At 38.8% G+C, this 19694-nt stretch carries 16 protein-coding genes; 9 read left to right on the forward strand and 7 right to left on the reverse strand.

Features of this window, described 5'->3' with window-relative positions; all coding sequences use genetic code 11:
- The first annotated feature begins 170 nt into the window (after nucleotides 1-170).
- Nucleotides 171-1133: an RICIN domain-containing protein gene (locus CYAN7822_RS34905; RefSeq protein ID WP_013334354.1), complete on the forward strand. Its 963-nt coding sequence runs from the start codon at nucleotides 171-173 to the stop codon at nucleotides 1131-1133.
- Nucleotides 1134-1488: 355 nt separating this feature from the next.
- On the opposite strand, the gene CYAN7822_RS28075 is transcribed toward CYAN7822_RS34905, so the two are convergent.
- Nucleotides 1489-2436 (reverse strand): glycosyltransferase, encoded by a 948-nt coding sequence (locus CYAN7822_RS28075; RefSeq protein WP_013334355.1) that lies wholly within the window; start codon nucleotides 2434-2436, stop codon nucleotides 1489-1491.
- A gap of 62 nt (nucleotides 2437-2498) precedes the next feature.
- On the opposite strand from CYAN7822_RS28075, the gene CYAN7822_RS28080 reads away from it, so the two are divergent.
- Nucleotides 2499-5975 carry a trifunctional glycosyltransferase/class I SAM-dependent methyltransferase/polysaccharide deacetylase gene (locus CYAN7822_RS28080; RefSeq protein WP_013334356.1) on the forward strand — a complete coding sequence of 1159 codons (3477 nt, stop codon included), beginning with the start codon at nucleotides 2499-2501 and terminating at the stop codon, nucleotides 5973-5975.
- Between the two features lie 286 nt (nucleotides 5976-6261).
- On the opposite strand, the gene CYAN7822_RS28085 is transcribed toward CYAN7822_RS28080, so the two are convergent.
- The gene (locus tag CYAN7822_RS28085; RefSeq protein WP_013334357.1) at nucleotides 6262-7275 is read right to left on the reverse strand and encodes a helix-turn-helix domain-containing protein; all 1014 of its coding nucleotides are present in this window, start codon (nucleotides 7273-7275) and stop codon (nucleotides 6262-6264) included.
- A gap of 234 nt (nucleotides 7276-7509) precedes the next feature.
- On the opposite strand from CYAN7822_RS28085, the gene CYAN7822_RS28090 reads away from it, so the two are divergent.
- Together CYAN7822_RS28090 and CYAN7822_RS34910 are read left to right on the forward strand one after the other, a co-directional pair.
- On the forward strand, nucleotides 7510-7848 hold the full coding sequence (locus CYAN7822_RS28090; protein ID WP_013334358.1) for a hypothetical protein: 339 nt from the start codon (nucleotides 7510-7512) through the stop codon (nucleotides 7846-7848).
- A gap of 290 nt (nucleotides 7849-8138) precedes the next feature.
- Nucleotides 8139-10301, forward strand: a complete 2163-nt coding sequence (locus tag CYAN7822_RS34910; protein ID WP_013334359.1) for a bluetail domain-containing putative surface protein — start codon at nucleotides 8139-8141, stop codon at nucleotides 10299-10301.
- A gap of 243 nt (nucleotides 10302-10544) precedes the next feature.
- Here CYAN7822_RS34910 and CYAN7822_RS28100 read toward each other — a convergent pair whose 3' ends face one another.
- Together CYAN7822_RS28100 and CYAN7822_RS28105 are read right to left on the reverse strand one after the other, a co-directional pair.
- The gene (locus tag CYAN7822_RS28100; protein ID WP_013334360.1) at nucleotides 10545-12443 is read right to left on the reverse strand and encodes an ABC transporter ATP-binding protein; all 1899 of its coding nucleotides are present in this window, start codon (nucleotides 12441-12443) and stop codon (nucleotides 10545-10547) included.
- Between the two features lie 23 nt (nucleotides 12444-12466).
- Nucleotides 12467-13729 (reverse strand): glycosyltransferase family 4 protein, encoded by a 1263-nt coding sequence (locus tag CYAN7822_RS28105; protein ID WP_013334361.1) that lies wholly within the window; start codon nucleotides 13727-13729, stop codon nucleotides 12467-12469.
- Between the two features lie 121 nt (nucleotides 13730-13850).
- Between CYAN7822_RS28105 and CYAN7822_RS28110 the strand changes: the two genes are divergently transcribed.
- The 4 genes from CYAN7822_RS28110 to CYAN7822_RS28125 all read left to right on the forward strand — a co-directional run bounded on the left by CYAN7822_RS28110 (nucleotide 13851) and on the right by CYAN7822_RS28125 (nucleotide 15542).
- A complete protein-coding gene (locus tag CYAN7822_RS28110) occupies nucleotides 13851-14264 on the forward strand; it encodes a hypothetical protein (protein ID WP_013334362.1) in 414 nt (137 codons plus the stop codon).
- A gap of 85 nt (nucleotides 14265-14349) precedes the next feature.
- The gene (locus CYAN7822_RS28115; RefSeq protein WP_013334363.1) at nucleotides 14350-14718 is read left to right on the forward strand and encodes a hypothetical protein; all 369 of its coding nucleotides are present in this window, start codon (nucleotides 14350-14352) and stop codon (nucleotides 14716-14718) included.
- Between the two features lie 3 nt (nucleotides 14719-14721).
- Nucleotides 14722-15147, forward strand: a complete 426-nt coding sequence (locus CYAN7822_RS28120; RefSeq protein WP_013334364.1) for a hypothetical protein — start codon at nucleotides 14722-14724, stop codon at nucleotides 15145-15147.
- Nucleotides 15148-15161: 14 nt separating this feature from the next.
- Nucleotides 15162-15542 (forward strand): hypothetical protein, encoded by a 381-nt coding sequence (locus CYAN7822_RS28125; protein WP_013334365.1) that lies wholly within the window; start codon nucleotides 15162-15164, stop codon nucleotides 15540-15542.
- A 356-nt stretch (nucleotides 15543-15898) separates the two neighbouring features.
- On the opposite strand, the gene CYAN7822_RS28130 is transcribed toward CYAN7822_RS28125, so the two are convergent.
- From CYAN7822_RS28130 to CYAN7822_RS28140, 3 genes are all read right to left on the reverse strand, one after another.
- The gene (locus CYAN7822_RS28130; protein ID WP_013334366.1) at nucleotides 15899-16684 is read right to left on the reverse strand and encodes an SDR family oxidoreductase; all 786 of its coding nucleotides are present in this window, start codon (nucleotides 16682-16684) and stop codon (nucleotides 15899-15901) included.
- A gap of 10 nt (nucleotides 16685-16694) precedes the next feature.
- Entirely contained in the window at nucleotides 16695-17354 is a 660-nt protein-coding gene (locus tag CYAN7822_RS28135) for a class I SAM-dependent methyltransferase (RefSeq protein WP_013334367.1), read from the reverse strand.
- Between the two features lie 74 nt (nucleotides 17355-17428).
- Nucleotides 17429-18637: an acyl-CoA dehydrogenase family protein gene (locus tag CYAN7822_RS28140; RefSeq protein ID WP_013334368.1), complete on the reverse strand. Its 1209-nt coding sequence runs from the start codon at nucleotides 18635-18637 to the stop codon at nucleotides 17429-17431.
- Between the two features lie 122 nt (nucleotides 18638-18759).
- Here CYAN7822_RS28140 and CYAN7822_RS28145 point away from each other — a divergent pair, with 122 nt between their 5' ends.
- The gene (locus CYAN7822_RS28145) at nucleotides 18760-19317 is read left to right on the forward strand and encodes an NADPH-dependent FMN reductase (protein ID WP_013334369.1); all 558 of its coding nucleotides are present in this window, start codon (nucleotides 18760-18762) and stop codon (nucleotides 19315-19317) included.
- Nucleotides 19318-19694: the final 377 nt, after the last annotated feature.

Here is a 19694-nt window from a genome sequence, read left to right on the forward strand (position 1 = left end):
TCTTAACTGTCTTAACTGTCCTAACTGTCCTAAAAACTTTTTTCTTAACTGTCTTAACTGTCCTTGTATTTTTTTAAAAAAGATGAAAATATAGTCTTGAGCAATTCATTACAGCAATTAAAAAAAGCTGTACTTATATTCAATATCCTGTAATTTAAGGAGTTTAAACTATGGCTTCAGTGCTGCCCACCGCAGGAAAATATTACTACCTCTTGGCGAAACACAGTGGCAAAGTTTTAGATGTTAATGAGGGTGGTACTGCTGATGGAGCTAAAGTACACCAGTGGACAAAAGGAAGCGGTGATAATCAAAAATGGCTCTTACAAGATGCAGGTGATGGCTCTTTTTACCTTATTGCCAAACATAGCGGCAAAGTTTTAGATGTTAACGGTGGTGCTACTACTGACGGGGCAACCATAACCCAGTGGACAAAAAAAGACGGTGATAATCAAAAATGGCTCTTACAAGATGCAGGTGATGGCTATTTCTTCCTTGTTGCCAAACACAGCAGCAAAGCTTTAGATGTTGGCGGTAGTGCTACTACTGACGGGGCAACTATAAGTCAGTGGACAAAACATGGCGGTGATAATCAGAAATGGAAATTCGAGACTGTAGCACCACCTTCTTTACCACCTATCTCAGAGAATGGAACAATAAAAACTGAAGCCGGTAAAAATTACCAAGTTTCAATCACTGTCAAAATTCCTGCCAACATTGGTTATAAAAATACTTTTGGTATCTTTGCTATCAATGAAGATGGTAGCACAGGCGGAGTCAAACCCGGAGACGCCAATTACGCGCAAACCGTTGTTAAAAATCGTATTTCCATACCCGGTGTAGATGAAGGCTCCTATCAAAGCGGCAAAACCTTTCAACATACTTTACCTGGTGGACCTGAATACAGTGTCTTTTTAATTGCTAACGGCACTCCTACTTCTTTCCTAGAGAAAAACCCAGAAAATAAGGGTTCTACTCCGCCTCTAGTTTATTTCTTCAATACTGCCGCTAACCCTGATGGCAAAACTCACATTAAAACGATTTCTTCTAATGAATACGGTTTTGAAGATATGTACGGTGGCGGCGATCAAGATTTTGATGATTTGATTGTCAAAATAGAAACTGTCTCAGTTTAGAAAACAAGCTAATTTAATAACACTGAACTAAATTCTGAAAGCGTGTTTTAAACAGCCTTAAAAATTTAGTCAAATCAATAACAATGGTTTGGTTCAAAGCAGGGCTATTTCATTCTTTTGAAACGCTCACAGGCTGAAGCCTGGAGCTATACGAACCAAGCCTGCCTACGCAGGCTAAAAGGCTTATAATTCTTCGAATAGCCCGCGCAGGTGGGCTTTGTTCGTGTAGCCCAACCCTTCAGGGTTAGGGCGTTTGAGAGAATGAAATAGCCCTGGGTTCAAAGCCAAACCATTTATCTATTTTAAAACCTAAAACCTACTTAAAAAAAATTTCTACTTTGAATTATTGCCCTAATTATGATTGATAAAAATTAATTTCTTTTAAATATTCTTGAACAAAACCTTCAGCCATTTTTAAATAATGAAAATTGCTCATTGCCTTTTCTCGACAAACAGCCGGCGAAATTTTTTCCAGGTTTTCTATAGCAGTAATATAATCTTGATATCGTTCACAAACAAAACCCACATCAGGCGATATTAATTCTGGACAAGCTCCTCGATTACTACAAATTACAGGCGTACCCGAAATTAAAGCCTCTGCCGCTACCAAACCAAAAGGCTCATTAATCATGGTAGGAAACAAGAGAGCTTTAGCACCAGCGATTAATTCAGCCTTTCTTTGACCGTTTATTTCACCCACCCATTCTATCCCTTGTTCTTGACACATCGCCGCAAATTGTTTTTCATAAAACTTATTTTGGCTAGACCCTGCTACCACTAACTTAATTCCGAGTTCTTGAACTAAATATAAAGCTATTCCTAACCCTTTAAAAATTGCTCTTTCTAAGCCTAAAATAATAAAAATAAAATAATCCTCTTTAGTTTCTGAATAAATAAACTCTTTAGGGTCTAATCCATTATAAACATATCGCTCACAACCAAAGCTCTCTGCATGAGATTTAGAGACAAAAATCCAGTTTCTCTTATTAATTTGTGAAACTTCGTGATTGCCAAAAGGCGCATGAAAACTTTTTACCCAAGGAATTCTCTGAGCCGCTAACTCTCCATTATCTCCCGTTAGAGGAATATCTTGAAGCTGTAAAATATCTACATCCAACATTCGTTTAGACACTAACTTTACACAGTCTGGCGGGGGTTCTAAAATTTCATCTTTGAGATGATAAAAAACATCATGTCCCAGTTCTCCTAACCCTTGTGCTAATAAATCTGTCAGCCTTTTAGAGGTACGCTCGCCAACTCTTTTAGCTGGATATTTATGCTCATCAGAAATATAAATACGCATAATATAGTAATCTAGAAGAATGTTTAAATCTTTAAGTTAGCTTTAATCTAAAATTGGATTATATGAATGTATCCATTATTATACCAGCTTACAACGCCGCAGAAACCCTCGGAGCAACTCTGACCTCTATTCAAGCCCAAACTTTTCCTCATTGGGAAGCGATTATCATTGATGATGGTTCCAGCGATCAAACAGTGGCAATTGCTCAAGAATTTGCCGCTAAAGACCATCGAATTTCTTTAGTGGCTCAATCTAATCAAGGGGTAAGTGCCGCTAGAAATAGGGGGATAGAACTAGCAAAATTTGATTGGCTATTGTTTTTAGATGCGGATGACTGGATCAAAGCCGAATATTTAGAACGCATGACAAAAGCCTTAGAGGAAGATTCGAGTTTAGATGCTGTTCAATGTGGAACCAGCCGCATTGCTCCCGACGGTAGCACGATGCTTGAACAATACCCTCTTTCATTGAAAGATTTATTTCCTGTGTTGGCGCTTCGCTGTCCTCTACTCATTCATAGCTGTGTTTTTCGCAAGGCACTAGCTCAGTCTATTGGCGGCTTTGATACTTCTTTGCGAACCTCTGAAGATTGGGATTTTTGGCAGCGCCTTGCACGTATAGGAGCGAAATTTGGCTCCGTTCAAGAGATCATGGCATTTTATAGAATGCGTCCCAATTCTCTTTCGAGAGATGTTAATTATATCTTCGCTGACGCGCTAAAAGTAATAACACAAGGCCATTCCCCAGATCCTCGCGTGGACAACCCTCATCCTAATTATGCTCAAGGACAGCCAAAAGATACCCTTTCAAAATATAAACTTCTTTTATCGGCTTGGTTCGCTGGCTTTTGCTTGAGTCAGGGTAAAGATGCCCGGCCTTTGCTCGAATTACTGGTTAATGACCAAGACCCCAACTTATCCTCACAACCTCTAGCTCACAGACTTTTTCAATCGGTATTGGTGGCTACCTGTCAACAGCCGCCAGCGTGGACCACCTTATGGCCCACTCTAGAAGAATCTATTAGAGACTTTTTGCAAGCACTAGAAAATCAATCCCAAACCATCGGATTAACTCATAGCACAATGGCAATTTTAGAGCGTAAAGTTTTACAACAAACTCAAATTACGGCTCCTCAACAGGTGGGTAAAACCTTTGCAATTTCTTTAGAAGTGACTGAGCCATTTTATGATCTTGACTGTCCTGATGCGGCTGAACGTCTTTATGCTGTTGTCACAATGGAAGGAACCGAGTTAGGCACGATAGAATTACCGATATGGGATAAACAGGTTAGTGCTTGGCTGATTAAAGATGCAGTGGCGGCGAGTTTTGCTTGGCCGATTTTAAAACGATTTTTTGAGCATCAAGGTCATTTCCAAACGACACAAATCCCCAAAGCAGAACCCCAAAATCATTCCCCTCTGCCCAAATTACCGAATAAACAAGAATGGGAGTTATTTTTGCAGGAAATTTGCTTAGTACCCGAAACAGCAACTAACCCACCTAAACGCAGCGAAGACGGCAGCATAACTCTAGAAATTAGTGAAGAACTTGCCGATATTCAAGTTTCCGTTCCTGAGCTTGATGTAGTATTAACAGTAGGGGGTGTAGCACTGAGTTGCGTCAGTATCCCCGTTGAAAATAATTTTATCTCTGCGGCTGATTTGCGAGCGGCTTTGAGTTTGAGCAATGGCTTTGAGTTGTGTCGTGCTTGTGTCAGAGAAGGGTTGCTAGGTAAACCTTTGCATACATCATCCTCACTACGAGCTAGACTCGCCGAATCTGCCCAAAAAATTCAATCTACTCAATGGTTGGGCTTTAGCGGCTCAGGTGCCATCGAGCAATTATTAACAGCAAATACTATAGTTTTGGGCCGTCGCGGCGGACTAGAGGGAGGATATCGGCGAGCGATTTTACCGGCATCTGTGGCGCAGGAATTACTAGAAATGTCGCAAGTAAGCAGAGAACCGGTAATTCAACTTCCAGGCCCAAATCAACAGCCCGAGCGCGTTATCTATGCTCCAGAATTAATGATACGTCCTTATAAAGGTGAGAACTTATTAAAATCTTTCTCATCTCCTGGAGTTCAAACCGCTTTTTATGGTCGAGCTTTTTTTGAAACGCTATTTTCTACTCAACCCGATCCTTGGAAATACACCACTCCCTACGAACAGACGAAATATGAGCAAACGCTCTCTCTACTTCCCTCAACAGAGATTAATCAAGCACTAGAAATTGCTTGTGCCGAAGGACATTTTACCCTTCAATTAGCTCCTCGCGTCCATCATTTAATCGCGGCTGATATTTCCCAAGTAGCTCTAAATCGAACGGCTGAACGTTGTAGTGATTTAAATAATATTAGCTTTGTGCAGTTGGATATTATTAAAGACCCTTTGCCGGGACTGTTTGATCTGATTGTTTGTAGCGAAGTGCTTTACCTTCTTGACAATTTAGAACAACTCCAAACCGCTACCAGTAAGATCGCTCTGGCACTTAAACCAGGCGGCTATATTCTTACAGCTAATGCTCATTTGATCGTAGATGAACCGGAGCAACCCGGTTTTAAGTGGGGAAACCCCTTTGGCGGCAAAGTCATCAGCGAAACCTTTGCTAAAATTCCCACATTATCTCTAGTTAAAGAAATTTGGACACCCCTCTATCGAGTACAATTGTTCCAGCGTCAGCCAGAGGGAATGTTAGCAGAACATCAAACCCCAGAATTAATTAAACTCACTGAACAGCCTACAGCCTTATCACCCGAACAAGAAGCTTATGTTTGCTGGAATGGGGGTCAATTAAAAGGTAACCCCACTTCACAGTCTGTCATTACTCGAAAATTACCCATTCTAATGTATCATCGGGTAGCCCCCACAGGGTCACCGCAGATGAGTCAATATCGAGTGACCCCAGAAGCATTTGAGGAACAGTTACGCTATTTAAAAGATGGGGGTTTTTATAGTGTGGCCTGGGAAGATTGGCAATTAGCAATGATTTCACAGACTCCTCTACCCGGACGAGCGCTCGCACTGACATTTGATGATGGTTATTTAGACTTTTTTGAGTATGCTTGGCCGCTTTTGAAAAAATACGGGTTTACAGCAACGGTGTTTTTAGTGAGTGAACGTATCGGCTACGACAATAGTTGGGATGCGACTTATGGGGAAAAAATTGCTTTGATGGGATGGCGTGAAATTCAACAACTAGCTGATCAAGGAGTGGTATTTGGTTCTCATTCAGCAACTCATCCATCATTGATTCGCTTGTCCTATTCATCGGTAATTGCACAAGCAAGCCGCTCAAGAATGCTCCTAGAACGTCAGCTAGGAATACCGATTAAAACTTTTGCTTATCCTTATGGAGATTATAATCCCATCGTTCAACATTTGATCGAAGCTTGTGGTTATAGCATCGGTTTATCTTGCGATTCTAGATTAAGCCAATTTGAAGATAATCTTCTGGCATTGCCGCGCCTTGAAGTGATGGGTTCAGATAGTTTACAAGATTTCGTCGTTAAGCTGAGTTTTACAGCGAAAAAAAACTAGAACGGTAAAATTAGCTAGAGCAGCAGATTTTCCAGAGAAAGCAAATAATCTTGAGGATTGCGACGAAAGCGAAGTTGTTCAATGCGTTTCATCTGCTGTGGGAATATCCAAAATTTGGCTGACTTCTAACAACAATACAGCTAAATCTTCATTTCTTGATGATAGCAAGGACTCTACTTAGTACCTGGACATAAATAAAGCACACTGTGTTAAGAAATGTTTTACTCTCCTAACTCTTACCCATTGCCCTTTCCCCCTTTCCCTTTCCCCAATCTCACTGTTAACTTTAATTTTGTCCAGGTACTTTAACCGTGTCGGAAGGAAGTTCTCCAAATAATTTTTGATAATCAGCCGCTAAGTGTCCTCGATGAAAAAAACCTAAATTTTCAGCGATTTCCGAAATGTTAGATTGAGGATAGTTTTCTCGCAGACATTGGCGCAGATAATTTAGACGTAATCGCTTAAAATAAGCTTTAGGGGTGATATTATAATACTCTTTAAATATATATTCTAGAGTCCGTTTACTCACTCCGACCGTTTGACAGATATCATTACAGCTAATCTCTGCTGTGAGGTTATTCATCATGAAATCTTCTACTTGTTTTAGGACACAAGAACGTTTGATGATCACTTTTTTTAGTTTAATATTCTGGGATGTAGCGACAGTAAGAAGTAAGTTTTCCGCGATTTCTTCTTCTAATTTCTCTTTAAGGTAATTGATTAATAATGTATCTTTTTGTAGATGACACTTGCAATTGAAAGTCCAAAATATTTGATAAAGTTGCTCAAAAGACTGACGTAACTGGGACATCTGAGTTGGAGAGCAAGCTACCACACGAGGGAAACTATTAGCACATCCGAGAAATTTTTCCGGTTCAGGTAAGTGTAGAGTTTCACAGAGATATTGCAAGCGTTCGAGGGAAAAAGCGAAAATATACGTCCCGTGAAAGTGTTTTTCCACTCCCATAAATCCCACTTGCGGGGGACAAATGAGAATGTAATTGTCTTCTAGCTCATATTTATGCTCAAACATGATTAATTGTCGCTTAACCGGCAGGCCAAATTGCCAAGTACGCAGAGAAACTCCCTTATATCTCATTAAAGAATTGTACTGATGGAGATCCATTTGCACCCCATCACCGATAATTTGCGAGACAGTCCCCTCAAATTGTCCCAAACTGAGTTGCCAAGACTCTACTTCTATGGGTTTCATCCTCTGGCATAGCTCATCACCATCTAGCTTGTAATAGTGTCTCAGAGAAAGATTAGAAAACTCAAAGATACGATCACGGTTTTTCATTCTTTCGAATAGATAGATAAAATTTAGATCAAACTAGCTTGAATACTTTTTAACTAACAGTATATTACTACATTTCTAGCACATTTAAAAAACTTGCATTTTGTCGATCATCTTGGCAAGGGTCATTAGTTTATATTTAAAGCCAGTAAGTACCTGGACATAAATAAAGCTTTCTGTATTAAGAAATGTTTTACTCTCCTAACTCTTACCCATTGCCCTTTCCCCGCAACCCCATTGCCCAATCTCACAGTTAACTTTAATTTTGTTGACCTACTTAATCCCTCGACGACTACCTTTACCCTAGCCAATTTAACCAAATGGGCATTTGCTACCAAAGCAACGGGAACAATTACCGACAGTAACTTCCTGAGTTCAACCAATGCAGATAGTTTTGACTTAGTACCAAGCTCTAGGTTGTTCGCTAATCTCAATGGCAATAATCAATCTTCGGGCTACATCATCACGCCGGGCATTCCTACGCCACTACAATCGGTACCTAAACCAGGTAGCGTGGTGGCTTTATTGGGGTTAGGATTAGGTTTAGTGGCTTCTAGAGGGAAGAAACAAGCTTAATTAAGCCATTATTTGCAATTAATTGCTGTGCTTAAACTTTCTATATAAAAATATAAAATTTATATAAAAATAGCTTAAATAGCCTTGAACTTAAGGTATATTCCTGAATTTCTGGAAAATTTGAAAAACTTGCGTTTTTTCGATCATCTTGGCAAGGGTCAATGGTTTATATTGAAAATAAGCAATCTTTCGTAGTTGGAATTACGGAATAAATATCGGGGGCTAATCTTATTTCTAGAGGATTTCCCCCGCGACAAAATCTATAAACATGTAGCAAGAAAGATACTACCATGCCTAACAATTCAGCCACCAACGGATCAGGTTTCGTTAGCTATAGCACTGGCTCGACTACAACGCTTAATGTTAACTCTAGCAATAGCTATAGCTATAACTCTAATGGATTATTAACCACTCAGAATGTAGACAGTAATGGAGATGGAGTCGTTGACAATACCATTACCTACACCTATGGACTATTGACAAACATGGATTTATATAGCGATAGCCTCATCGATCTATATCAATATCAAACCTTTTACAATAATGGGGTAATAAAATCCCTAGATGCAACGCAATTTTTTGGGGATTTTGACGGAGATGGAATTCTTGATGGGATTCTTATTTCAGTTAAGAATGATCAGTTTGGTAATACAGTGAGTGGCAGCGAGAGCTTGATATTATCTTCAGCCGGAGTCATCAATCTAAGCCAAGGAACCATCGCTTATACTTATGATGCTAACCACAACATAACCTCTCAAGCTACTGACTCCAATGGAGATGGAATAACTGATTCCATCGAAACCTACAGCTATAATGCTCAGGGCAAACTAACCTCTCATACTTTTGACTACGATGCCAATGGAATAATTGATGAGATCAGGACCTACAGCTATGATGCCAATAGCCACCTAACCTCTATCAGTTCTGACTCCAATGGAGATGGGCAGCCTGATTACATCGAAACCTACAACTATGATGCTAACGGCAATCAAATCTCTGACACTACTGACTCCAATGGAGATGGGCTGGCCGATTACATCGAAACCTACACCTATGATGCTAACAACAATCAAATCTCTGACACTATTGACTCCAATGCAGATGGGCTGGCTGATTTCATCTACACCTACACCTACGATGCCAACGGCCATGTAACTTCTAAAAGTATTGACTACGGTGCAGATGGGCTTGATAACATCATAACCTACACATACGATGCTAATGGCAACATGACCTCTCTCAGCCAAGACAGCGATGCAAATGGGGTGGTTGACTCCACCGAAATCTTCACCTACAATGCCAACGGCTATGTAACTTCTGATGAGAATGACAATAATAATGATGGCGTGGTAGATACGCGACATACATGGACTTATTCCTATTTGACAGATACTGCCAGCTATGATTTTGGCGCAAATGGAAGTATTGATAAAGTTGTTAGCTACAACTACGATATTGTCAAGGGAACTTTAGTGAGTGAAAGTATTGATAGTAATGGGGATGGAGGTGCTGATAGTTCTGTTGCCTATACCTACGATACCAACCATAATTTAATTACCGAAAGTGTCGATAGTAATAATGATACTATCGTTGATTCTGTCACTAACTACAGTTACGAGGCGAACAATCACTTAGTTAGCCAAACTATTGACAGTAATAATGATGGCTTGGCGGAAGAGTCCTATAGCTATACCTATGATGCTAATGGAAATCGCACTAGCGCCACCACTGATTACGGGAATAATGGTACTGCTGACGTTATTATCACCTATAGCTATGATGCTAATAAACGATTAACCAGCGAAAATATTGATAGTCAAGGGGATGGTACAGTTGATAGTACCACAACCTATACTTACGATGCCAATGGAAATCTAACACTCGCCGTTAATAGTAGCCAAACCACTATACAAAACTTCGCTTATATCGGGGGTGGCGGTTCTGATCTCATCAATGCGGGTGCAGGAAATGATGTACTCTCTGGCGGTAACGGGATTGACCAATTATTCGGTAATGGCGGTAATGATACTATCGATGGTGGTAGTGGCGATGATAGCCTCGCGGGGGGTGCTGGTGCAGATGTATTAACTGGAGGACTAGGGGCTGATACCTTTGTTTATAATAACCTCACGGATTCTTTATTAGCTAATTATGACCGCATTACTGACCTCAAGATAAATTCTGATCAAATTGATGGTCCGAATGCCGTTTCAGCCAGTAATTTAGCTAAATTAGGGGCAGTTAGCGCACTCACACAAGCAGGTATTCAAGCTGTCTTAACCGGGAGTGTTTTCTTAGCCAATGGTGCAGCGACCTTTAGTTTTGGCACTGGTGCAGCTGCACAAACTTTCTTAGCTCTCAATGATAGTGTAGCAGGTTTCTCCGCTTCTACTGATTCGATTATCGAAATTACGGGTTATACTGGTAGTCTGAATCAATTAGCAGTGATTTAATAATTTTTGCTCATTAATCCTCTGTAACTATGATCTGATTATAATCTAGTCAGATCTCATTATATATAAGAGCGATCGCCAATGATATTTATTATCTTTTTAATATAGATCATTGGAATAAATTGGCCAAACAAAGATTACACTTTTCATGCTTTTTTTTATGGTTTTTCTCAGCTTTTTATCCCTAGCTGAGTTAATTTTGCTTATAAACTTAGTCTAAACGGAAGCAATAAGCAACAAAATTTAATAACTCATTTGATATTGTTCAGCCTGCATATTCCAAAGCGTTGCATACTCTCCATTTTTTTGTAAAAGTTCCTCATGCGTTCCCACTTCTACTAACTTACCCGCCTTTAAAACCAAAATTCGGTCTGCCAACCGTACAGAAGCCAATCTATGAGTTACTAAAATAGCCGTTTTACCCCGAACTAATTGAGCAAAACTATTAAAAATTTCATACTCACTACGAGGATCTAAGGCTGCCGTTGGTTCATCTAAAATCATAATTTGAGCGTCATCTTCTCGAATAAATGCCCTAGCAATGGCTAACTTTTGCCACTCGCCGCCAGAAAGTTCTGTTCCGTCAAACTGTTTACCTAACGGTGTTGAATAGCCTTGAGAAAGCTTTTCTATTTTATAGGCAATTTCGGATTTTTCACTGGCCAGTTTTAATCTCTCTAAATCATCCATCGCTGAAGTATCACCCAGTGCTATATTTTCCCCAATGGTCAGAGCATAGCGGCAAAAATCTTGAAACACTACAGCAATTTGTTTTCGCCATTCTTTGAGGTCTAATTCTTTAAGATTTTCTCCATCTATATAAATATTGCCGCTAGTTGGGTCATAAAATCGCGCTAATAATTTGACTAAGGTACTTTTACCTGCACCATTTTCCCCTACTAATGCCACTGTTTCACCCGGATGTAAAGTAAAGGAAATGCCGCTTAAAGCCTTTCTTCCATCTGGATAAGCAAACTCTAAATTGTCAAAAACAATACCTGATTGTAGCGGCTTGGGTACATTTTTACTAGGAAGACTCACAGTCATCGAGGGTTGAGTCTCCATAAATCTAAAAAACATCTCCATAAATAAGGTACTTCTTTGTAAAATTAAAGAAGACTGAAGCAATCTATTAATGTTTTCTTGTATATAAGCAAGAGATTGAATTAATAAAAGAATACTCCCTGCCGTTAATTTTCCTGCTAAAGCTTGTAACACTACCCAACAAAAACTAAAAGCATTCCCAGAAGCGCTTAAGATGCCTAAAATGGTAGTAATAAAAGCTTGTTTTCCTCTTAATTGGCTGATCATTTGATATTTATCTTCAAAAGCCGCTACATAACGCTGACGAAAAAATGCACTAAGGTCAAACAGCCGCACTTCTTTAACAAAAGTATCTGTCAACAATACATTAGAATAGTAGCGCATTCGGCGAGATTGAGGACTTTTATAAAAAATCTTATTCCAAATTTCAGACTCAAGTTTAAATGAAAGATAAGTTTGTGGCAAACAGGCTACTAAAATTAATGCAGGAATCCACCAAGCCGTCGTAGAAAGTAAAATTAACATTGAGACTAGGGTAATCAATATAGCCAATATTTCTAGAATACCTTGTAATAAACTTAGAGGCTCGGCACTGGCTCGATTTTGCAGCAGTTCTAATTCATCATAAAATTTAGAATTCTCAAAATTAGTAATATCAATAAAAGTATCAGCTTTCTCCATTAGTTTTATATTGATATTAGCCGTCAATTTATCGGCTAAATTAATAAAAGCAGAATTATACCAGGGGGTAGAAATATTTTCAATAAAAATAGCAGTTACCCAAAAAACAACTAGACTAATAATTGTTCTAAAATTAGCTGATTCTGGTGATTTTAAAGCCAGGCTAATACCATCTACAATTTGTTTATTAATGGCTATACTAATAGCTGGAATACAACTTCTTAACAAAACTAATATTATAATAATAGACGTTTCTTTGGGAGCCGTTTCCCATAATAAAGGTAAAGAACGGGCTAATACTATACTATAGTTTTTAATATTTTTTACAAATTCAGTAATCAGATTTTGTTGATTGTGATTATTTTGAACATTATTAATTTCTAAATTGGCTGTGGTCTGCTCAATAGATTGACTCATTAATTCTCCTTTTCGTTTAATTTTTAACTAAACAATTCGCTAATAGCTGAGGAAACTCTTTTTTCTACTGCCTCCCAAGAATATTCTGCTTTAATCAATTCATAAGCAGAATCAGCAAGCTTTTGTCCAAAATCAGGTTCAGACCAAATCTGTTTAATTCCTTCGATAATTTCGTCTATTTCCTCCCGAATTAGCAAATGTTCGCCATCTTTTACTTCTAATCCTTCAGCACCTTTAGCCGTACTAATGACAGGACAGCCGCCAGCAAAAGCTTCGAGAATCTTTAAGCGAGTTCCTCCCGCTTGCTGCAAGGGAACTACCATAACACTACTAGCGGCTAAATAAGGTCTTATATCTGAAACTTTCCCAGTAACAATAATACCACTATCTCGCCCTGCCGCTTCTAGCATCCGTTGATTAGGTTCTCTTCCCACTAATAATAAACGGCAGTCTGGGTAAATCTGTCGTAGTCGAGGATAAATTTTATCTATCAATAATTCAACAGCGACAGCATTAGGAGAGTAAGACATTTTTCCTAAAAACAGGATATTTCGCTGTTTATTTTTTAGCTCATCTGGCAAGTCACATTTCCCCAAGCGTACATTATCATAATAACTAACATCTATGCCATTGGGAATCACCCAAGAGTTAGAATTTCTTCCATATAAATCTTGTAAGCTTTGATTATCTATTTTGCTGCAAGTCCAAACTTGATCAGCTTGAGCGATTAATTCTTGTTCAATAATTTTAGTCCGAGAAAGCTCAAGAGCAAGCAATATTTTTTGCCAAATACTTAATTTTTGTTTTTGGGTTGTTTGGCGTGCTTTATAGTATTGTTCTAACCAAATTCCATTAATGTTATGCTCGTCTAAAATTAAGGAACATCCGTAATCCTTAAGAGTGGGAATATACCGATGTACTATCATTTCAATGATAACTAAATCTGGCTGAAATTTGGCAAGGACTTCTTTTAACTGTTGATCAGCCGCTTCTGCATAGCGTTGAGCAGAACTCGGATAACCTTGGGGAAACACCCACCATAATTGTCGTTGTAAATTGTCCCAAAAAGAACGTTTTACTTTAGCTGTATTGCAGTGATATCTTAACTCCACACCGGGAATAGTTTGATTGTTAGAATCTAAGGGAAAAATTGAAAAAATTCCCACCGAACCGAACTTTTTCATAATATTGATCAGTTGCCAGTACCGTAAATGGGCCCCGCTTAATGGCGGATAAGGGTCACCCGGCGTGACGATAAATAAGGTACGGACTTGAGGAAAGCTCACTAATGTATCTCCTTATCGATATAGATCATCATTAACATTAATTGTAAGAACAGCTTTAAGGGTAAAATAAAAAAAGCCAACAAAATCAAAAATTCAATCAATTTCAGCGATAATCTATATTATGACGCAAAAGCCCGTTTATGAACATTATATGAAAGCCGATGAGCGACCGCCCATAAGCAAAGAACTTTTGCTGACTAAATTAGTGGGAACTTGGTTAAATACTAACCCAAACAGTAATTATTTAGCACGTTTGCTGCTTTCAGAACGGGATAAGCGTTTAATACTTCGAGCATACGGAGCTAATGAACCACACCCCATAGATTGGGGAGAAGTTGAAGCCATTGCTTATGCGGGAAGTAACTTGTCTGTTGCGGCAGGGTTTCATGCTTTTTATCCGTTAAATGGCAATAAAATAAATTTGTGGGCTTATTCGGCTTTGGGAGTTTTGGTGATTCAGATTTATGTATCTTACCAAGATGATAGTCATCGAAGTAGTCATTTTAGCCGCGAATTTTTTCGCCTTACATCATAAACAAAAAACTAATTAACAGTTTTTTTGTCAATCAGATATTTTTCAGCGTTAAAAATCCCTAAACAAACCATAATAGGTGATGAGCATGGAACAAAATTCAGCTTTAGCGGCTAATACTAATGATGTTGATTCTGTACTAGGAACTTGGGTCAATTCTAATGAAAAAACTCAGTGGATAGAAAAATTTACTTTATTGCAAAAAAATGATAAATTACTGTTACATATTTATAGCAGTCAATCCCCTCAAGATTGGGGCGAAACTGAAGTCAATTTATTTATCAATCGTAACTCGGGAGATAAGGCTTTTTGGGCAAAATATAATCTTGGCTCAGTAGAAGCTTTGTTGGCGGCTAATACGAATCAAGGATTGTGGATCATTGCCGCATTTCTTCAATTTAAAGATACGAAACAACCCAATTTTCTTTGCCGAGAATTTTATTATCGAGTAGGATAAAAAATGTCTGAGATTAATCAAGATATATATTATATGAAGGCAGATCAGCGCCCTAGTGTGCAAGAACCTATTGATCTTTTTCCTTTAGTGGGAGACTGGATTAATGCACTGCCAAATACAAGTTATCTTAGCCGCGTAGTGTTGACACAGCGAGATAATCGCCTGTTTTTTCGCGGTTATGGTGCTAATAAACCTGATGCCATAGATTGGGGAGAGGTAGAAGCTATCCCTTTTGTAGCAGGTACGTCTTTATTAGCAGGAGGATTTCAAGCTTTTTACAATTCCGGCGAGATTGAAAGGCATCTAATTGCTAATCAAAAATTTGGAATTTTAGTAATTCAATGTTTTGTCCGTTATTTAGATGGTAGTCAGAGAAGTAGTCATTTTTCTCGAGAGTTTTTTCACCATCCCCCAAAATTAGAAAGTTAAAAAGAGTGTTTGCAATGGAAAGAAATGAGATTTATGGCAACCAACCTGATCAAAAAACAGTGATTAATTTTACTCGTTTTTTGGGAACTTGGGTCAATTTTTATGACCAAACTACGCGCCTTAAAAAGTTTATTTTAAGTGAACGTGAACAGCGTTTTTTTATTCATGTTTATGGGGCAGAAAACCCTGAAGATTGGGGAGAAGTTGAGATTGCTCCTTTTATTGATAATCTTGGTGAGTTGGCTTTTTCGGCTTTTTATGAGAGTGAATCGAGTCAGTCTTTGTTAGCCGCGAATCATGCTAAAGGGTTATGGGCTATTGTTGAGTTTCATCAGTTAAAAAATAGTGATGAGTCGCGTCATTTTTATCGGGAATTTTATTACAAATTAGTTTAATTAGAGGTTAAGGTGCGTTAAGGTGCTAGGAGTTACGCACTCCTGATTAAAAACAACGATTTTATGTCATCCTGAGCCTGGCGAAGGACCTCGGACAATCTCAAACCCCAATGATTTGGTTATACCAATTCTCCTTAATAATACAATTTATTTTTCTTTAAAGCCCCCCTTAACAAGGGGAGCCACTGCGGTCTTGGAGTCCCCCCAAGTAGAGCAAGTGGCGTGGGTTGGGGGGAGATCGATTAAATGCAGCGTTATAGAGAATTTGTATTACAGTCCTAATTTTTTCATCACAGTGCGTAAGTCCTAGGTGCGTTAAGGTGCGTTACGCTGCGCTAACACACCCTACTATTGTTTTAAAATAAGCTTTTTACAAAGCCGCCATCTACTTGTATACAGGTTCCAGTAATATAACTTGCTTTTTCAGAAGCGAGAAAGACGGCTAAATTGGCCACTTCTTCGGCACTGGCTGGACGTTTTAAAGGTACACTTTGCCGCCATTCTTCAAGAACTTCTGCTTGGGATATTTGTCTTTTTTTAGCCACCTCATCAGCAATTTTATAATATTGATCTGTGATAGCAAAAGATGGACAAATTGTATTAACTAAAATGTTATATTCCCCTAATTCTGAGGAGAGCGTTTTGGCATAAACGGCAACACTTGCTCTCTGAGCATTAGCAATTAATATTCCTGGTTGCTTGATGGCTACCGAAGTGACAAAAATAATTCTACCCCAATGATTTTTTTTCATTAAAGGAATAAAAGCTTCACAAATGATGACTTGGCTTAAAAAAGTTAATTCAAAAGATTCTTGCCAATCTTTATCCGTTAATTCATAATGGCGATTAAAAGGCGGACCGGCTACATTGTTTACTAAAATATCTATTTTTTCAGTTTTTTCAGTAATAGTCGTGACCAATCTTTCAATGCTTTCCTTATTGCTGAGATCAGCTTGAATAGGAATTACGGATTGATGGGTTTTTTCTTGGATTTCTTTAGCTGTTTTAGCTAAATTTTCGGGATGGCGGCTACAGATGAATACTTGACATCCTTCTGCCGCTAATCCAAGAGCAATTGCTTTGCCAATGCCTCGACTCGATGATGTTACTAAGGCTATTTTTCCCTTCAATCCTAAATCCATATTTTTTAGCCTAAATTTTGCCGGTAACGATTAATCGCTTTCTAGGTCCTGATATAGGTCGATTATAAACAAAATACTCAGATTCAACGGTTCTAAATCCAGCTTTTACTAATTCTGAACAAATATAATCAGCCGAAAACCAGTAAAAACTTTCTAGCTGAGGATGAGGGTGTAATAATTCACCGTTAGTAGCTGGATCATTAGAAATTAAAAGGGTTCCTCCTTGTTCAGATAGCAAAAATTTTAAGCGCCTAAAAATGGTTCTCAATCCGCCAATTGTATCATAGAGGTGGCCGGCCACTCCATCACCATAAATTAAAGTAAAGGTTTTTCCTATTGGCTCCCAATCTTTAATATCTGCCCAAATGGCGGGTAATCCTTTTTTTCTGGCGAGTTCTACGGCTTCTTTGTTGACATCATTAGCTGTCACATCATAGCCTTTTTGATGTAAATCGCTTTCGACAAAAGCATTACCTGAACCAATACTTAAAATGGGTTTTGTTTTTTGTTCCCCAACAAGTGACTCTATTTTTTGACACATAAAAGTTCGGTATTGAGGATCATAAGTGGCAGGGGTAACAGAGTCTTTATAGTTTTTTCCCTGTTCCCAGATTTCATAAATGTTTTGTCCGGATTCTCGGGATTTTAGATAGTAGTTTTCGTTGTCCACTGGTTTTATTCCTCTTGATTTAAAGCTAGTTTTAAAGTTAAAAGCTAATAGGCAAAAGGCAATAATGCCATACCTTAAGGGGATGCGCTTGGCTTATTTTGAAAAAATGAGCGATCATAGCTTTCTCCTAAGATCTCTTGACCGATGGAAGCTAGGACCCGATCACAATTATCATGAAGAGTATAAAAGGATAAATCTCGAAAAATTCGTTCTAGTGGACTAGGTTTGATTAAAGAACGCGCCCCACAAGTACGAACGCAGAGATCTAAGGTTTCTAGTGCTAACTGTTCAGCCAAATACCGAACACGGTTTCCGGCGGGTTTGGCTTCTTGTTCTTGTCCGCTTTCCCACAATTTAGCGACCTTTTGCAACCAAAGATACATGGTTTCTATATTGATAGCCGCTTTGGCAATGCGGTGTTGTACATAGGGGTCTTGTTGTCTCTCCTGTTGGTTAATATATTTGAGGGCATAATCATAGGCTCCTTCAGCCGCACCTAAAAAAGCCGCTCCATACTGGGGAGTAAATCGAGTTTGCCATTCTTCTAGCAAATATTGTCCAGGATAACCTATTAAATTTTCTTGGGGAATAAAAGTTTGCTCAAAACGGACTAGGTAACTAATGGTTGCACGCATACCGATGGGTTCCCACCAGGTAGCATCAAAGCTTACGCTCGGGTCCGATAAGTCACAAGCTAACATTAGCACTGCGCTAGAAGCTCCGTTATGATGTCGGACTCCACCTACCCCGGCGGTGTTTACTAGCAGTATAGACCATTGTGCGGCGTTGGCACTGGTAGCAAAAACTTTTGTGCCATCTATAATATAGCCTCCTTTAACTTCTTGAACACGGGTACCGATTTTATCGGTTTGTCCGGGAATTTTTGATAGAGGTTCACCACTCCAACCGGCCCATTTTTCCCCCCGTTTGACAATGCCTTCAAACCATCGCTTTTTCTGACTTTCATTTCCCATAGCGGCGAGTAATATTTGGGAGTTGGTGTGTCCTTCCCAACAGCGTGCTAGGGATAAATCTACTTTGGCGAGTTCTTTTGTCATCATCCAAAGGGTATAAATATCGGTACTGTGTCCTAACCCTAAGCCGCCATATTCTACAGGAACGGCTGGAGCCTGTAAACCGGCGTTGAAAAGGTCTTGAAAATCCTCTACAGGAAAGCTTGCGGTTTGGTCATAATGAGCCGCTCGCCGAGCGAATTTCTCTTGCGCGAGTGCTGTCATTTGAGCCAACACCTGTTGTTTGTTAACGGTTAAATTTGTGGGCACAGTCGAGTTTTATGAATTTTTTTAAGTTAAAGATTTTTGCTTCTCATTAATGTAACCTAAATATTGATAATTGTATCCTTTCATTAAAAAATTTAACACAACTCAGAGCAAGGAGTTTAAAATTGTACGTACCAATTGTTTTAGGAAGTTCTCGAGTAGGACGGCGCAGCCTGAAAGTAGCGCAGTGGATTTTGCAAGAATTGCAAGGCCTGGATAGGGTGGCCACCGAACTGATTGACTTAGGAGAGTATCAGCTTCCTATTTTAGAGGAAAGGTTAAATCAAATGGCGATTCCTATCCCGGGGGTAGTAAAGTTTTGCGCTAAATTAGGCGAAGCTGACGGTATTGTGATCGTGACTCCGGAATATAAAGGCGGCTATCCGGCTGTTTTAAAAAATGCACTTGACTATCTTGAGCCTCAAGCATTACGTTATAAACCTATAGGGATTTGTACTGTATCTGCTGGCGGTTTTGGCGGCTTAGATTGTTTATCTGGACTACGCCTTGTCTGTTTAGCTTTGGGCGGTTTACCTATCCCCGATAAATTTCCTATTTCTCGAGTTGGGGAAATGTTTGATGAGCAAGGAAATCTGCTTTTTTTAGACTTAAAGCCTAAATTACAGGCATTTTTCCGAGAATTGCTTTGGTATACTGAAGCCATGAAAAACCATAAATCGTGATAGAATTTTAAATTGTAGCTTTTTTATGCCTCGGGTGATTAATAACTATATTTGATAATTTGTAGCCGCCTTAGAGGCATTTTAAAAATTGGGCAAACTTTACTGTAATAAAGGTTTGGGAGATTGATTAAGAGAAACGTGATTAAAATAAGTCAATCGGTTAAATTAATTTGATTGCTCAATATAATCAGATAAATTTATAGGATGTTTAAAAATTGATAAAAATTGAGTCTGTTTCTCTCCAATCCTTATTTAGTAAAGAGAAGACACCAGTCGCGTTAGCCACTGCAACTCAAAGCAACATTACCCAAGCTTAACTTTTTATGTATACCATTTTTTTTTGATCATGCAATTGAGGTTCCTGAAAGTCTGTCCTT

Source organism: Gloeothece verrucosa PCC 7822 (assembly GCF_000147335.1).
Lineage (GTDB): Bacteria > Cyanobacteriota > Cyanobacteriia > Cyanobacteriales > Microcystaceae > Gloeothece > Gloeothece verrucosa.

Coding starts and splice junctions, on each gene's coding strand:
- CYAN7822_RS34905 (WP_013334354.1), top strand. CDS start 171: ATGGCTTCAGTGCTGCCCACCGCAGGAAAATATTACTACCTCTTGGCG.
- CYAN7822_RS28075 (WP_013334355.1), bottom strand. CDS start 2,436: ATGCGTATTTATATTTCTGATGAGCATAAATATCCAGCTAAAAGAGTT.
- CYAN7822_RS28080 (WP_013334356.1), top strand. CDS start 2,499: ATGAATGTATCCATTATTATACCAGCTTACAACGCCGCAGAAACCCTC.
- CYAN7822_RS28085 (WP_013334357.1), bottom strand. CDS start 7,275: ATGAAAAACCGTGATCGTATCTTTGAGTTTTCTAATCTTTCTCTGAGA.
- CYAN7822_RS34910 (WP_013334359.1), top strand. CDS start 8,139: ATGCCTAACAATTCAGCCACCAACGGATCAGGTTTCGTTAGCTATAGC.
- CYAN7822_RS28100 (WP_013334360.1), bottom strand. CDS start 12,443: ATGAGTCAATCTATTGAGCAGACCACAGCCAATTTAGAAATTAATAAT.
- CYAN7822_RS28110 (WP_013334362.1), top strand. CDS start 13,851: ATGACGCAAAAGCCCGTTTATGAACATTATATGAAAGCCGATGAGCGA.
- CYAN7822_RS28115 (WP_013334363.1), top strand. CDS start 14,350: ATGGAACAAAATTCAGCTTTAGCGGCTAATACTAATGATGTTGATTCT.
- CYAN7822_RS28120 (WP_013334364.1), top strand. CDS start 14,722: ATGTCTGAGATTAATCAAGATATATATTATATGAAGGCAGATCAGCGC.
- CYAN7822_RS28125 (WP_013334365.1), top strand. CDS start 15,162: ATGGAAAGAAATGAGATTTATGGCAACCAACCTGATCAAAAAACAGTG.
- CYAN7822_RS28130 (WP_013334366.1), bottom strand. CDS start 16,684: ATGGATTTAGGATTGAAGGGAAAAATAGCCTTAGTAACATCATCGAGT.